Source organism: Sphingobium sp. WCS2017Hpa-17 (genome assembly GCF_031843765.1).
Lineage (GTDB): Bacteria > Pseudomonadota > Alphaproteobacteria > Sphingomonadales > Sphingomonadaceae > Sphingobium.
On the sequence record NZ_JAVTIV010000036.1, the window covers coordinates 1 to 14,648 of the forward strand.

Sequence of the window (14,648 nt, forward strand, 5' to 3'; positions counted from 1 at the left end):
GCCATCACCGCGACCGCTCATACGAGGCTCGTTTGACTGCTCGATGTCCATGCTCACGCCTCCTCAAAGGCCGCGAGCTTTCCTATTCCGGTGCCGGCAACAAGGCCGCCTTCCGTCGGCGCTTACATTCACTGTACGCCACGACAGTGTTCGAAAGCGAAAGAAAGAGATGCTCGTAACCGGACTGGCGAAAGCCGGCGCCCATGAAAAGCTGGCCGGCTACTTCGACATCAGCGTCGAGCTGCAACGTCGCATCGGCACGTTCATTTTGCTCTTCAGCATGGTCGAACAGCAGCTCGAATTCATGCTGCTGCAGAGGAACCCGCCGGGCCCGGAAAGGGTCTTCGCGACGGACAAGATGACGGTAAGCGATCGCCTGAAAGCGGTTCGGGTACTCGCTGAAACCAAACCCGAGATCGCTCCTGACCTTATCCTCGCGGCCGACCTTGGCGACCTCCTCGCAGAGGTTCGTCACACGGTCGCCCATGGCGCGCCGATCGCGCCAGGGAAATTGGAGAAAAACCGCAGCTGGTTTGGCGAGCTGCGCAAACGGCCCTTCGCGGCGCTCACGCTATCGGAACCCGCACTCGACGCAGCCGCGACCGCTAGCGAAATCCTGTTCCGGCTTCTGGGTGCGATCGGCGCACGTCTGGCAGGAGAACGAGAGATGGCCGATCTACTCATGCCGCCCATAGCGGACATGCAGGCGCTAAAATCGGCATCGGCCACGATCCGCGAGGCGGTAAGCAGAAGCTCGGATGGCTCCTCGTGACGAAGGCGTTCAGACGTTGCAGCGCTGAACCGTAGCGAAGCCGTTGGTCGCCCACTTCCCTAAGCCAAACGTGCGCCGTCCTCACTCATCGTCGAGGTCCAGCCATGTCGGAAGCCGAAAGACCGGCACGCCCATTCTTTCGAGGGCTGCGTAGGTGAAGACGAGGTTGATCCCTCTCCCCTGAAGTTCGTCAGTCAGTCCGAGGAGCGCAAAGAAGGCGTCTCGCAAAGCGGGACTGAGCTTTCGGCGCCTGCTCATCGCATCGCGGGCAAAGCGCATATCTGGGCATCTGGATGGCGACCGGCGACGCCCCGGTGGTGCCGGACGGGCTGCGCTATGCGATGGCGGGAGCAGCCGGCCTGCTCGGCGTAATTGGCGTTATGAATGCCGTGCGCGTTCCACCGCTCAAGGACGTCGACCTCCTCATTCGAAACCTGCCTTCGCAATATGAGGGCTACACGATCCTTCAGCTGACCGACCTCCATATCAGCCGCCTGTTTCCAGCCACATGGACCCGTAAGGTCGTCGAGCGCGCCAACGCGCTGGACGTCGATCTCGTCGCCGTGACAGGCGACGTGATTGACGGGTCTTTGGCAATGCGGCGCATGGATGTGGCGCCCCTGGGAGAGCTGAAAGCCAGGGACGGGGTCTATATGAGCCCAGGAAACCATGAATATTTCCTCGGCTACAGCGAGTGGATGCAGCATTTCTCGCAGATGGGGATGCGCATCCTCGCCAATGCCCACGCGATCCTGGAACGGGGTGGCGCTCGTCTGATGCTGGCCGGCGTGACAGACCGATCCGCGCCTGCGACCGGACAGCCAAGGCCGGATCTCGCCGCAGCTCTTGCCGGAGGGCCTGGCGGCGTTCCCACAATATTGCTCGATCACCAGCCTGCCGGCGCTCGCCGTGCTGCTGCCCGTGGCATCGCGGTCCAGTTATCGGGGCACACCCATGGCGGGATGATGCCGGGCCTGGATCGGTTGGTTGCACGGGGAAATGCGGGGTTCGTATCTGGTTCCTATGATGTTGATGGCATGACGCTGTACGTCAACAACGGCACCGGTATCTGGCCGGGCTTCGCGCTCCGCCTGCGCCGCCCTTCCGAACTCACCCGCCTGACGCTTCGCTGCGCGCCATGATCCAGCGCGCGATGGCCGTCACGAGCGGCAAATATCCTCGCAGCCCGGACGCCCTTGATGCCACACGACTATGACCATGGCCGCCGCGATGGCGTTCGTCTCGCTTTGGCCGCGCTGGCAGCAGAAGAGGCCAAATGGGCAGCGTTGCTTGGTGAGAGCCGCTCATCGCGAACCAATGCAGCGCGTCAGATACGGCACAAAACGATCCAGGTCGCCCAGAAGCGCTTGCATACAATCCTGAACCGGCTGTCACTCAGGGAAGAAACGGCGGCTACCGCCGAACTCGCATCGACGCTCGACAAGCTTGGTCTTTAGGGCTGATCATCCCGCCCATCAGCCGTGACGGGCAGAGCAACCGGACTCGCCGCTGCACCATCTGACGCTCATCCCGGCGCATCGATCGCCAGCAAATCCTGCTCCTGCGGATGACGCTCGATATAGGCCGCGACAAATTCGCAGAGCGGAACGATCTTGAGATTGCGTGCGCGGGCATCGACAAGCGCAGCCCTGATCAGGCGGCTGCCAACACCCTGCCCTTCGAGGGCCGCAGGCACCTGGGTGTGGGTGAAGACCAAAGCGCCCTCGCGCCGATCATAGGCCGCGATCGCCATTTGGCCGTCGACCGACAGCTCATAGCGACCTTCGGCCTCATTGTTTCGAACGTCACCTGTATCGGCCATGATCCTGTCTCCCGGTTCGATCCGCTCCTCACTCGCCCATGAGATGAAGGGGCGAGCCGCCGGGCGTGGCCCATGCGTCTATGCTCGAACAGGTAGATGCCCTGCCATGTTCCAAGGCTCGGCGAGCCATCGATCACGGGAATGGAAAGCTGCATCTGGGTGAGCGCAGCGCGCAGATGGGCGGGCATGTCATCTGGCCCCTCATCGCCATGGTCGTATCGATCCGTATCCTCCGGTGCGATCCGCGCGAAATAGGCTTCCAGGTCGCGTCGGGCCGCAGGGGCCGCATTTTCCTGGATGAGCAGCGAGGCCGACGTATGCTGGCAAAAGATCGTCAGCAGACCTTCGACTATGGCGGTATCCTCTATCCAGCGCCGGATCGGCCTAGTCACCTCATGCAAGCCCTGTCCGGGCGTATCGATTGCCAGCATCGTCGTTTTCTGCCGCACACCTTCCTCCGCGCCGAAGTTCAGCTGTCGCGATCGCGCGAAAATTGCGGAGCCGCAAGCGGCGCGATCCAGGGCAGCCGTCTGATGGTCCAGTTCTCATATTGCGGGACGAGGCCCGATGCATCTTCAAAGCTCGCGACCGGAAGCTCGACTTCCACCCCTGTCAGATTGGCGAAGCGGGATCCACAGGCCGGGCAATAGAGCCGGCGATAATCAGGGCTGCTCTCCCATACCGCATGTGGGCCCAACAGGCTGACTGCGCTGCGTGAAAAGACTACGAAGGCGAAATAGGGCGCGCCGTGAGCCTTCTGGCAGACGAGACAATGGCAAAGGCCAACGCGCAGGGCCTCGCCGCGTGCGATGAACCACAACGTGCCACAGGCGCAGCCGCCCGAACGTTCCAGCGTGCCGATCTTCATGGTCGTACAACGCACCGCCGCCCAGAAAGGCTCGATTAGCTTCCTCAGCCGATAAGGCCGCCCGGGCGAGCGATGCCGATCGTCACCTGAATGCGGGCCTCAGCGCCAGCCTAGCGCGGGCGCCACTTGGGTCAGAATGGCTTCTATCACATGGCTGTTGTAGTCGACGCCAAGCTGGTTGGGGACGGTAAGGAGCAGCGTATCGGCTTCGGCGATCGCCTCGTCCGCGCGCAACTGCTCGATCAAGCGTTCGGGCTCGGCCGCATAGGATCGCCCGAACACCGCGCGCATATTGTCGATGACCCCGATCTGGTCGCTGCTATCTCCCCGCCCGAGATAGCCGCGATCGCGATCGTCGGTGAGCGCGAAAATCGACCGGGATACGGAGACACGCGGCTCGCGCGCATGCCCTGCCGCCGCCCAAGCTTCGCGATAGGCTCGGATCTGCCTTGCCTGCTGGACATGGAAAGGCTCGCCAGACTCGTCGGCCTTGAGTGTCGAGCTCTGCAGGTTCATCCCCATTTGCCCGGCCCAGATGGCCGTCGCATTGGACGCCGATCCCCACCAGATGCGTTCGCGCAGGCCAGCCGAGTGTGGCTCCAAGCGAAGCAATCCGGGCGGATTGGGAAACATCGGGTTGGGATTGGGCTGTGCAAACCCCTCGCCTTTGAGCAGATCGAGGAATATCTCGGCGTGGCGACGGCCCATATCGGCATCGCTCTGCCCGGTCGCCGGCGCGTAGCCGAAATGGCGCCAGCCATCGATGACCTGTTCGGGCGATCCGCGACTGATGCCCAGCTGAAGCCGCCCGCCGCTGATGATGTCAGACGCGCCCGCGTCCTCAACCATGTAGAAGGGATTTTCGTAGCGCATGTCGATGACGCCCGTTCCGATCTCTATCCGCTTCGTCCGCGCGCCGACCGCAGCGAGCAGGGGAAAGGGCGAGGCCAGCTGCTGCGCAAAATGATGGACACGGAAATAGGCGCCATCGGCCCCCAGTTCCTCCGCCGCCACGGCAAGGTCTATCGATTGCAGCAGCACATCGCTTGCGGTGCGGGTTGCGGAGTGGGCGCTGTTCGACCAGTGGCCGAAGGAGAGGAAGCCGATCTTTTTCATGTCATGCCTGTGAGACTGAGGTGTTGCACCGCAAGTGGCCATTGCCACCAAGCCACACAAGCAACGGATCGGAATTCCAAGGTTTCTGCTTTTGCGATCCGGGGCTAGCCGAAATGCAGATGCGCCAAATCGACATATTTGCTGCCCTGTTTGGCGCCTACTCTCAGTTCAGACGCCAAGGCCCGGGCTGGATCATACTATCTTCACAGCCTATAGCGCGCTCATGCGCTTCACCCTTGCCAGCCTCGCCTTCACCCTCAGCCTCGCCTCGCCCGCTTATGCCTGGGGCCCGATCGGGCACCGTATCACCGGCGCGATCGCCGACCGGAACCTGAGCGGGCTCGCCCGTGCAAATGTCCGTGTGCTTCTTGGTGAAGAAGATCTGGCCGAGGCTTCAACATGGCCCGACGACATGCGGTCCGATCCCGCCGACTTCTGGCAGAAGACTGCCAGCCCCTGGCATTATGTCACCGTCAAGGAAGGCGACGCCTACAAGGGTTCGGACGCTCCCCCGGAGGGCGATGCCATGACCGCCCTTACCCGCTTCACCGCCACGCTGCGCGACCCCAAGGCACCCGTGGAGGACAGACGCCTGGCCCTGCGCTTCATCGTCCACATCATTGGTGACCTGCATCAGCCCCTCCATGCCGGCGGCGGCAATGATCGGGGCGGCAACGACGTCAAGGTCACCTGGTTCGGCCGAGCCACCAACCTCCATTCGGTCTGGGATTCCTCCATGATCGAGCAGCGCTCGCTCTCCTATTCGGAGCTGACGGACTGGCTGTCCCGGTCCATTACCCCTGAGCAGACGATCCTGTGGTCGCAGTGCGACCCGCAGGTCTGGCTGCGCGAGAGCATCGCGCTGCGCAAGACCATCTATCCAGCCGATCCCGCGCTTTCCTGGGACTATGCCTACCAGCATCGCACCGAAATCGATGGCCGTCTTCAGCGGGCGGGCATACGCATCGCTGCCTATCTGAACTGGCTGTTCGAGCCTGCGGCACCGGCTCCTGCAAAGGCGCGCTGAACGGGGTTACCGCCTCGCTTCAGAATGGGATTTCCTGTCCCTCATAATCCAGCAGCTTCCCGCTGTCGGCAATCTTGAGCCCTTCGATGACATCGATAAGCTGCAGGGCCGCCCGTTCGGCATCGAACAGCCGACCCGCCGCTACATTGGCCTGGAACGGCCGCGAAAGCATGGTGTCCACCGTGCCGGGATGCAGGGCTACCACGATTGAGCGATCGTTGCGCCGCTTCTCCTCGATGGCAAGATTGCGCACAAGCATGTTGAGCGCGGCCTTGGACGCCCGATAGCCGTGCCAGCCCCCCAGGCGATTGTCGCTGATCGATCCCACGCGGGCTGAGAGTGCGGCAAAGACGGTGCGCCCGGTCCTGGGCATCAAGGGCAGGAAATGCTTGGCTACAAGCGCCGGACCGATAGCGTTTATGGCATAGCTTCTGGCCAGCCACGCGGGATCGAGATCTCGCAGCGCTTTCTCAGGGCCATGGGCGCCTTCATGCAGCAGTCCCGTCGCGACGATCACGAGCGTCGGTGCCGGCCCTGCCGCGACATGGGCTGCGGCAGCCGCGATCGACGCCTCGTCCAGCAGATCGATCTGCTGCGCCCCTGCTCGCGATCGGGCGAGACCATGCACCCGCTCGAACGCGCCTTCCTCAAGCAAGGTCGCCTCCAGCGCGCCACCGATACCGCCGGATGCGCCAACAATGACGGCGCATCCCTTTGCAATGCCGCTCATGGCTGCGAGTACCGCACAAAGGGGCGCACGGCCGGGAGATCAGGCGTTACCGCATGCGCCACACCGCCCATGACTTGCATGTTCCGCCAGCGGTACAGTTGAGCCCCGCCTCCCTGCCGTACGACCCTCGTCAATCCGAACTCCCTGCTCCGTGCGCGGACGCGGTAGGTCAAACGGACAGGCCAATGCAAGCGAGGCTAGATCGAGCCCGGGCGCCACCCGTTGCAACATGGCGGCTCTATCGTTAGGGACCAGCCTATTCGCAAGGACCCGGTGGAAATCCGGGTGGCTATTCCGGCCGCCGATCCGCCGGACAATGCATGTCGCCCGGCCGTCTGCCTGCTTTCCGCTGCGTCATCGCCTGCGACACACGTCGGTTCCCCCTTCATGAACAACACCGCTCTTTCGCGCTACCACGCCGAATGGTTTACCGGCGCGGCCGATGCCCGTCGCGACATCCTCGCCGGCATGGTCGGCACTTTTGCCCTGATCCCCGAGGTCATAGCCTTCTCCTTCGTCGCCGGCATCGATCCGGAAGTGGGCCTGTTCGCCTCCTTCATGATCGGCATCGTCATCGCCTTCGCCGGAGGGCGCCCGGCCATGATCTCCGGCGCTGCCGGGTCAGTCGCGCTGGTCGCGGCCGCGCTCGTCCATGCCCATGGCCTACAATATCTCCTGGCAGCAACGCTACTGGCTGGGCTGTTCCAGATTGCCTTCGGGCTCCTCAAGCTCGACATACTGATGCGCTTTGTGTCTCGGTCAGTGCGCACCGGGTTCGTCAACGCGCTCGCCATCCTGATCTTTTCCGCGCAGATGCCCCAGATGCTGGGCGTAACCTGGCACACATATGCGATGATCGCGGGCGGTCTGGCGATCATCTATCTGGTGCCGCGGATCACGACTGCCATCCCCTCCCCCCTCATCTGCATATTTGTCCTGACCGCGATCAGCATCGCCTTTCCCATGCCGATCCACACCGTCGCGGACCTGGGCCGCCTGCCCGCCTCGCTGCCCTCCTTCACGCTGCCGGCAGTGCCGATCGCATGGCAGACATTGCGCATCATCGCACCCTATGCGCTGGCGATGGCGGCGGTCGGCCTGCTGGAATCCATGATGACCGCGAGCGTCGTCGATGATCTCACGGAAACGACCAGTTCCAAGGCGCGCGAATGCACCGGCCTTGGCCTTGCCAATGTCGCGGCGGGGCTGTTCGGCGGTATCGCGGGCTGCGGCATGATCGGGCAGACGGTGGGCAATGTCCGCTACGGCGGACGCGGACGCCTTTCCACGCTGGTTGCAGGCGTCTTCCTGCTGCTGGTGATGGTGCCGCTGCGTCCCTGGGTGGCGCAGGTGCCGGTCGCCGCGCTCGTCGCGATCATGATCATGGTGTCGATGAGCACCTTCTCCTGGGGCTCGCTTCGCGACCTCGCCCGCCATCCCAAAGTGTCTGGCGTCGTCATGATCGCGACCGTCATCGTCACGGTCGCCACACACGACCTGTCGGCCGGGGTCGCGGTAGGCGTCTTGCTGAGTGGCGTGTTCTTCGCCTTCAAGGTGACGCGCCTGATGGATGTCCGGTCCGAATATGACGAGGTGACCGACCGGCGGACCTATATCGTTAGCGGTCAGATTTTCTTCGCCAGCGCGGACATTTTTGCTGACCGGTTCGAGCTGCGCGATACGGCGCGGCATGTCCGCATCGACCTGACCGCCGGCCATCTATGGGACATCACTGCGGTGGGCGCACTGGAAGAGGTCGTCACGAAGATGCGGCATCACGGGATCGACGTGGAGGTCATCGGCCTCAATCTGGCCAGTACCATTCTGGTCGACAGGCTCGCGCCTGCGATGGGTGTTACGGCGTCCGGCCCAAGCCGCACAGTCACCTGACCACCCATGGTCCGCTTCAGGACCGGGTTCATTCGCATTCCTGCGTCACGCGAGCCGGGCTGAAGATTGCCATCCCCGCGCCCGATCCGTGCCGGCAGGAACCAATATATCGGCCGGACGCTAAGCTTGTCGGAGGTTCCGCATGGCAACGCGCGCATATTGGCAGGGTCAGATCAAGCTGGCGCTGGTATCGATCCCGGTCGAAATATATCCCGCGACCAAATCCGGTGCGGCAGTCTCCTTCCGCCAGATCCACGAACCGACCGGCAAGCCCATTCAATATGAAAAAGTGGTGAGCGGGGTCGGCCCGGTCGATCGCGACGAGATCCTCAAAGGCTTCGAGCTGTCCAAGGGCAATTATGTCCTCTTGGAGCAGGAGGAGATCGAAGCGGTCAAAATCGAGAGCCGCAAGACGCTGGACCTTGTCCAGTTCGTCGAAGCCGATGCGATCGATGTCCTCTATTATGAGAAGCCCTATTTCGTGGTCCCGGCCGATGACCTGGCCGAGGAAGCCTATGCGGTGCTGCGTGACGCACTCCGCCAGACCAAGAAGGTTGGTCTCGGACAGCTCTCGGTGCGCGGCCGTGAACAGCTTGTCTCGCTCAAGCCCTGCGGGCGCGGGCTGGTGCTGGAGGTTCTGCGCTATGCCGATGAGGTGAACAAGGCGCAGAGCTATTTCAAGGGACTGCCGGCCGATACGGCGGATGAGGACATGCTCGATCTCGCTGTCAGCATCATCGACAAGAAGACCGCCCCCTTCAAGCCGGACGAGTTTCACGACCGCTATGTCGATGCGCTCCACCGCCTGATCGACAAGAAGAAAAAGGCCAAGGGCAAGCGGATCATCGAGGATGTCGATGACGAGCCGACGGGTCGGAAGGCCGGCAATGTCATCGACCTTATGGCCGCGCTCAAGAAGTCCGCCAGTGGGGCAAAGAGCGCACCAGCGAAGAAACCGGCGGCCAAGCCGAAAACCGCAACGAAAAAGGCCCCGCCTAAGCGCAAGAGCGCCTGATGGCCACAAAGGACGCCCTATCCATCTATAACGCCAAGCGCGACTTCGCCCGGACCCGCGAACCGAAGGGCAAGGTCGCCAGGACCGGCGGCAACAGCTTCGTCGTGCAGAAACATGCCGCGACCCGGCTGCACTGGGACTTCCGGCTGGAGATAGACGGCGTGCTCAAAAGCTGGGCCGTGACCAAGGGGCCAAGCATCGATCCCGCCGACAAGCGGCTCGCGGTGCGGACCGAGGATCACCCGCTCGATTACGGTACATTCGAAGGCTCCATCCCCAAGGGCGAATATGGCGGTGGCACGGTGATGCTGTGGGATCGCGGCACCTGGGAGCCAATCCCGGGCAAGAGCGCGGATGATATCAAAGAAGGGCATCTGCACTTCATCCTTCATGGGGAACGCATGAAGGGCGAATGGCTGCTGGTACGAATGAAGGGCCGGCCCAAGGAGAAGCGCGAGAACTGGCTGCTGCGCAAGATCGACGACAAGGAGGCGGGGTCGGGCGACACACTGGTCGAGCGGGCGCTGACCAGCGTGTTGACCGAGCGTTCCATGGCACAGATCGAGGCGGACAAGGGCGGCGAGCAATCGCTGGCGGGCGCAAAGGGCAAGGCCTTTTCCGCCAGGATGCAGGCGGCCAAGGATCACAATGCGAAGGTCGCACCCAAGCGAAAGGCGCGCTCCGCAGCCCTGCCCCGTTTCGTGAAACCTCAGCTCGCGACCCTCGTCGACGCAGTGCCGACCGGCAACAACTGGCTGCACGAGATCAAATATGACGGCTATCGTGCGCTGATCGCGGCGAGCGGGGAGAAGGTCAGGCTCTATACCCGGGGCGGCCTCGACTGGACCGACAAGTTCGGGTCGCTGGTCGCATCGATCGCCGCGCTGGACCTGCCCCCCTGCCTGATCGACGGCGAAGTGGTTGCGCTCGACAGCGATGGAAATCCGGATTTCTCCACGCTGCAGAATGCATTGAAACGGGGGCACGGCCAGGAGGATGCCGACCATCCCCTGCATCTGTTCGCCTTCGATCTTCTGTCGCTCGATGGGCAGGATCTGAAGAGCCTGACGACGATCGAGCGAAAGGAACGGCTGGAGGCGCTTTTGGGTGAAGCTGAAAGCCCGATCCATATGTCCGACCATGTTCTGGGTGCAGGCGAGACGCTGTTCCGGTCGCTATGCGATGCAGGGCAGGAAGGCATCATCTCGAAACGTGCCGACGCACCCTATCGCAGCGCGCGAACGCGCAACTGGGTGAAGGTGAAATGCACACGGCGACAGGAGTTCGTGATCATCGGCTGGTCGGCAAGCAAGGCGAAGGGACGCCCTTTCGCCTCTCTCCTGCTGGCACAGCATGAGGGCAAGGCACTGGTCTACAAGGGCAAGGTCGGCACCGGCTTCGATGGCGCCGCAATGGACGATCTAGCCGCGACCATGGCACCGCTCGCAACCGACAAGGCAGCGGCCGATGTCCCCCGCGTCGAAGCGCGCGGCGCGAAATGGATCAAGCCGAAGCTGGTCGCCGAAGTCGCCTTCGCCGAATTCACCGGCGAAGGACGCGTGCGCCATGGCAGCTTCCTGGGCCTGCGCGGCGACAAGCCGGCCAAAGCGGTGAAACCCGAAAGGCCCGCACCCTCCCCCGCCCTCCAAAGCAGCGTCACGATCAGCAATCGCGAGCGGGTCATCTTTCCCGACAGCGGGCAGACCAAGGGCGAACTGGCCGACTATTATGCCCGCGTTGCCCCGCTGATGCTGCCCTTTGCCGCGAACCGGCCGATCAGCCTGGTGCGCTGCCCGCAAGGCCGGGCGAAGAAATGTTTCTTCCAGAAGCATGACAGCGGCGCCCTTGGTGATGCCGTTCGACAGGTGCCGATCCGGGAGAAGGATGGCGGGTCGGAGGATTATATCTATGTCGAGGATGCCGACGGCCTTCTCGCCTGCGTCCAGATGGGCACGATCGAGTTTCATGGCTGGGCGAGCCGCGCGGACGCGGTGGAGAAACCCGACCGGATGATTTTCGATCTCGACCCCGACGAGGGGCTCGATTTCGATATCGTGAAACAGGCGGCGGCAGACATACGCGATCATCTGACCGATATCGGGCTTGTCTCCTTCGCCATGCTCTCGGGCGGCAAGGGCGTGCATGTCGTTGTCCCACTGACGCCGGGTCATGACTGGGACGCGCACAAGGATTTCGCATCCCGCTTTGCCCAGGCGTTAAGTGCGGCAGAGCCCGACCGCTTCACCGCGACGATGAGCAAGGCCAAGCGCAAGGGCCGCATTTTCATCGACTGGCTGCGCAACCAGCGCGGCAGCACCGCGATACTGCCCTACTCCGCCCGAGCGCGCCCGGGTGCCCCGGTCGCGATCCCGATCGACTGGAGCGAACTTGCGGCCATGAAGGATGCCCACCCCTTTTCGATCGACGACGTCGACGCGCTGCTGAAGAGGGCTGCCAAACTCAAAGGCTGGGGCTTCGCGGCACAGAGCCTGCCGGAAATCTGATGTAGATCTATGGGTTGGCAAACCGAATCCGCAGAACCGATCCTGCCTGCTCCCGCAAAACAGGGCGGCGAGGCGATCCCGCAGCCTGCCGCGGCAAGGTCGATCAATGAGACGACCGAGGTAGAAACCAGCGCTGCGGGCAAGAGCGTGCCCTCGGCCAGGCCGAATGCCCGTCAGCCCCATGCTCCCTGCCCGGCCTGCGACCGCATCGCTTCGATAAAGGCACGGACCGCAGGCATCGCTGCCCGGCCGGGATCATAGAGCAGGCTGACCGGCATGGGCGGCGGCGCGTGATCGGCCAGTATCTCGATCAGCCTCCCGCGCGCGATGCGCTCTGCCACCTGATAGCTCAGCACATTGGCAAGACCCACGCCTGTTTCGGCTGCCGCGATGGCCGCATCGATGCTGTTGACGGTCAGGCGGGGCACGACGTCCACAATGCTCTCGCCGCGCGCCCCGAACGACCATGCGCCGCCTCCGCGCACGTCGCTGGCCACGACGCAGCGATGGACGGCCAGATTAGCAGGTGTGGCTGGCGAACCATGCTCGGCGAGATAAGCGGGGCTGGCTACGATGGTCTGTCGAACCGCGCCGATGGTCATGACGCGCAGGCTGCTGTCCGCCAGCGCCCCGATCCGCACCGCCACGTCGATCCCTTCCTCGATGATGCGGACATTGCGGTCGAGCAGCATCATGCGCGCGGTCAGCCCGTCATGACTGGCGAGCAGGGCATTGATAACAGGCAGCACGTGCAGGCGCCCAAACATCACGGGCGCGGTCACATAGAGCTGCCCCCGTGGCACGGACCGCCCTCCCATCATAATCTGTTCCGCCTCGCGCAATTCGGCCAGGATGCGCCGCGCCCTGTCGAGAAAGGTGGCGCCTTCGTCCGTCAGCGACACCGCACGCGTGGAACGATGAAACAGCGTGACGCCCAGATGCCGTTCGAGCGCCGCGACGGCGCGGGTGACGGCCGGCGGCGACATGGAAAGCGCCCGCGCCGCCGCCGCGAAGCCGCGCTGGTCCGCCACGGCGACGAAGGCGGACAGGCTCTCGAAACGATCCATTATTCCTCGAAATGAAATAGTGATCGTCATTCATCGCCAATTATCACGCCAGCGGCAACACGCTATTTCCCCGGTCATGGCACAGACATTCCTCCATACCCTTTTCGGTCCCGGCGCCCGCGCCCTCCAGTCGGCCGCGGGATCGCGGGGCTCCTATGCCCGCATGGAAGCGGGCGCGGGTCCGGTCGATGCGCTGACCGACCGCGAACTGGACTTCATCGCGGCCCGAGACAGCTTCTACATGGCAAGCGTCTCCGAAGACGGCTGGCCCTATGTTCAGCATCGCGGCGGCCCGGCTGGCTTCCTGCGGCGCGTCGCGGGCAATCGCATCGGCTTCGCGGATTATCGCGGCAACCGGCAATATCTCTCCACCGCCCATGTCGCCGCCGACGACCGGGTTGCCCTGTTCCTGATGGACTATCCGAACCGTCGCCGCCTCAAGATGATCGGCCACGCCCATGCGAGCGAGGATCCGGCCGTCATCGCCGCGCTGATGCCGCCCGATTATGCCGCCGTGCCGGAGCGCGCCTTCCTGATCGATGTCGTCGGGTTCGACTGGAACTGCCCGCAGCACATCACCCCGCGCTTTACCGAGGCGGAAATCCGCAGCGCATCCCAACCCCTTATCGACGAGATCGCGGCCCTGCGCGCCCGCATCGCTCAACTGGAAGGACAATCCTCATGACCGGCAAACTCACCCGTGGCGTTCATCATATCGGCCTCACCGTGCCCGACCTCGACCAGGCGCATGCATTCTTCTGCGGCACGCTGGGTTTCGAGACGGTGGGCGGCGTGCCCGATTATCCCTCGCTCTTCGTGTCGGACGGGACGATCCTGCTGACTTTGTGGCGCGCCGCCGACCCGCTCACTGCGCGGGCGTTCGACCGGCGCGCCAATATCGGCCTCCATCATCTCTCGCTGTCTGTGACCGACGATGCGGCGCTGGAGGCAGCATGGACGGCGGTGACGGCTCACCCGGAGGTGGTGGTCGACGCGCCCCCCGGCCCTATCAGCCCTGGCTCCCCGACGCGCCACTTCCTCATCTTCATCCCCGGCGGCATCCGCCTGGAATTCGCGACACCCTTTGCCTGAAAGGGGCGCCCATGCTCTGTTTCAGGGGAAGCTGAGGTGGATGTGAGCACGCATGAGTAGTGCATCGGTGCCGGTCGACATCCTACTGCCCGCGCGCAAAATCTGCGTAGCGTTCTCGCCAGGCGATCACTTCGGCTCTCAAATGCGCAGGCGCCGTGCCTCCAGACAGCACAAGACTGGCGACACTGTTCTCGGGATGCATCAGCATCTTTTTTGAGCCATCGGTGAACCAGACAGGCACCAGCCGATCGCATAGGATGTCGAGAATGGCACCTGCCATGCCATTCTCGATCGCCTTGCTGCCGGGAAGCAGGCGCACCATGATCGACACGCCTTCGAAGCAATTGCGGGGCTCACGGACAAAATCGAGCGACACCAGAATGCCGGATCTGTCCGGGCGGGACTCTTCGGACATGCCTGCAATCCTGCGCCAGGCGCAGTACCAGGTCCGACAGATGTGCGGACGCACGGCATGGATGCCACATCCCTGGCCGGACAGATGCGCACACGGCGTTCCTGCCTGCTTCTTGAAGTCTGGCGTATCGACGGTCAGAATGGTGCAGCAGACCGTGCAGTCGCCGCATGTCCGGTCGGACAGGACCGGGCCCAGCAGCGCCGCTTCCAGATCATTCTCGCCGTGCATCCGCGCGCGGTGCCTTGGCCTTGCAAGGAATGCAAGCAGGATCGGGCGCGTACAATCGCACAGGTTGCTCTCCCGCAATGCCGGCCCTACACCGAAGCTTCG

Annotated in this window: 15 protein-coding genes, 1 pseudogene and 1 other annotated feature; of the genes and pseudogenes, 9 read left to right on the forward strand and 7 right to left on the reverse strand. The window is 63.5% G+C overall.

Features of this window, described 5'->3' with window-relative positions:
- Nucleotides 1-169: 169 nt before the first annotated feature.
- From RQH62_RS23640 to RQH62_RS23650, 3 genes are all read left to right on the forward strand, one after another.
- Nucleotides 170-772, forward strand: coding sequence for a hypothetical protein (locus RQH62_RS23640; protein ID WP_311271103.1), 603 nt, complete (start codon nt 170-172; stop codon nt 770-772).
- 293 nt (nt 773-1,065) lie between these two features.
- Nucleotides 1,066-1,914, forward strand: a complete 849-nt coding sequence (locus RQH62_RS23645) for a metallophosphoesterase (protein ID WP_311271104.1) — start codon at nt 1,066-1,068, stop codon at nt 1,912-1,914.
- A gap of 57 nt (nt 1,915-1,971) precedes the next feature.
- A complete protein-coding gene (locus tag RQH62_RS23650; RefSeq protein ID WP_311271105.1) occupies nt 1,972-2,229 on the forward strand; it encodes a hypothetical protein in 258 nt (85 codons plus the stop codon).
- Nucleotides 2,230-2,297: 68 nt separating this feature from the next.
- Here RQH62_RS23650 and RQH62_RS23655 read toward each other — a convergent pair whose 3' ends face one another.
- The 4 genes and pseudogenes from RQH62_RS23655 to RQH62_RS23670 all read right to left on the reverse strand — a co-directional run bounded on the left by RQH62_RS23655 (nt 2,298) and on the right by RQH62_RS23670 (nt 4,578).
- Nucleotides 2,298-2,594 carry a GNAT family N-acetyltransferase gene (locus tag RQH62_RS23655; protein ID WP_311271106.1) on the reverse strand — a complete coding sequence of 99 codons (297 nt, stop codon included), beginning with the start codon at nt 2,592-2,594 and terminating at the stop codon, nt 2,298-2,300.
- Between the two features lie 28 nt (nt 2,595-2,622).
- Nucleotides 2,623-3,043 (reverse strand): annotated as a pseudogene (locus tag RQH62_RS23660) (secondary thiamine-phosphate synthase enzyme YjbQ).
- A 20-nt stretch (nt 3,044-3,063) separates the two neighbouring features.
- Nucleotides 3,064-3,462 carry a GFA family protein gene (locus RQH62_RS23665; protein ID WP_311271107.1) on the reverse strand — a complete coding sequence of 133 codons (399 nt, stop codon included), beginning with the start codon at nt 3,460-3,462 and terminating at the stop codon, nt 3,064-3,066.
- 99 nt (nt 3,463-3,561) lie between these two features.
- Nucleotides 3,562-4,578 (reverse strand): LLM class flavin-dependent oxidoreductase, encoded by a 1,017-nt coding sequence (locus tag RQH62_RS23670; protein WP_311271108.1) that lies wholly within the window; start codon nt 4,576-4,578, stop codon nt 3,562-3,564.
- A gap of 223 nt (nt 4,579-4,801) precedes the next feature.
- On the opposite strand from RQH62_RS23670, the gene RQH62_RS23675 reads away from it, so the two are divergent.
- Complete coding sequence (locus RQH62_RS23675; RefSeq protein WP_311271109.1) at nt 4,802-5,605, forward strand: S1/P1 nuclease; 804 nt, start codon at nt 4,802-4,804, stop codon at nt 5,603-5,605.
- Nucleotides 5,606-5,624: 19 nt separating this feature from the next.
- On the opposite strand, the gene RQH62_RS23680 is transcribed toward RQH62_RS23675, so the two are convergent.
- Nucleotides 5,625-6,335, reverse strand: a complete 711-nt coding sequence (locus RQH62_RS23680) for an SDR family NAD(P)-dependent oxidoreductase (protein ID WP_311271110.1) — start codon at nt 6,333-6,335, stop codon at nt 5,625-5,627.
- A 263-nt stretch (nt 6,336-6,598) separates the two neighbouring features.
- Nucleotides 6,599-6,654, forward strand: a sequence feature (sul1 is cis-regulatory element that is thought to sense ions involved in sulfur or methionine metabolism; They are found in Alphaproteobacteria).
- A 68-nt stretch (nt 6,655-6,722) separates the two neighbouring features.
- Here RQH62_RS23680 and RQH62_RS23685 point away from each other — a divergent pair.
- The 3 genes from RQH62_RS23685 to ligD all read left to right on the forward strand — a co-directional run bounded on the left by RQH62_RS23685 (nt 6,723) and on the right by ligD (nt 11,744).
- Entirely contained in the window at nt 6,723-8,225 is a 1,503-nt protein-coding gene (locus RQH62_RS23685) for a SulP family inorganic anion transporter (RefSeq protein ID WP_311271111.1), read from the forward strand.
- 142 nt (nt 8,226-8,367) lie between these two features.
- Entirely contained in the window at nt 8,368-9,240 is an 873-nt protein-coding gene (locus RQH62_RS23690; protein ID WP_311271112.1) for a Ku protein, read from the forward strand.
- On the forward strand, nt 9,240-11,744 hold the full coding sequence (gene ligD / locus RQH62_RS23695) for a DNA ligase D (RefSeq protein ID WP_311271113.1): 2,505 nt from the start codon (nt 9,240-9,242) through the stop codon (nt 11,742-11,744). Before RQH62_RS23690 ends, ligD begins: the two co-directional genes overlap by 1 nt.
- Nucleotides 11,745-11,917: 173 nt before the next feature.
- On the opposite strand, the gene RQH62_RS23700 is transcribed toward ligD, so the two are convergent.
- On the reverse strand, nt 11,918-12,811 hold the full coding sequence (locus RQH62_RS23700; protein ID WP_311271114.1) for a LysR family transcriptional regulator: 894 nt from the start codon (nt 12,809-12,811) through the stop codon (nt 11,918-11,920).
- 76 nt (nt 12,812-12,887) lie between these two features.
- On the opposite strand from RQH62_RS23700, the gene RQH62_RS23705 reads away from it, so the two are divergent.
- Together RQH62_RS23705 and RQH62_RS23710 are read left to right on the forward strand one after the other, a co-directional pair.
- The gene (locus RQH62_RS23705) at nt 12,888-13,496 is read left to right on the forward strand and encodes a pyridoxamine 5'-phosphate oxidase family protein (protein ID WP_311271115.1); all 609 of its coding nucleotides are present in this window, start codon (nt 12,888-12,890) and stop codon (nt 13,494-13,496) included.
- The gene (locus tag RQH62_RS23710; protein ID WP_311271116.1) at nt 13,493-13,903 is read left to right on the forward strand and encodes a VOC family protein; all 411 of its coding nucleotides are present in this window, start codon (nt 13,493-13,495) and stop codon (nt 13,901-13,903) included. The genes RQH62_RS23705 and RQH62_RS23710 overlap by 4 nt, the downstream gene beginning before the upstream one ends.
- 82 nt (nt 13,904-13,985) lie before the next feature.
- On the opposite strand, the gene RQH62_RS23715 is transcribed toward RQH62_RS23710, so the two are convergent.
- Nucleotides 13,986-14,546, reverse strand: a complete 561-nt coding sequence (locus tag RQH62_RS23715) for a YkgJ family cysteine cluster protein (protein WP_311271117.1) — start codon at nt 14,544-14,546, stop codon at nt 13,986-13,988.
- Between the last annotated feature and the right edge of the window lie 102 nt (nt 14,547-14,648).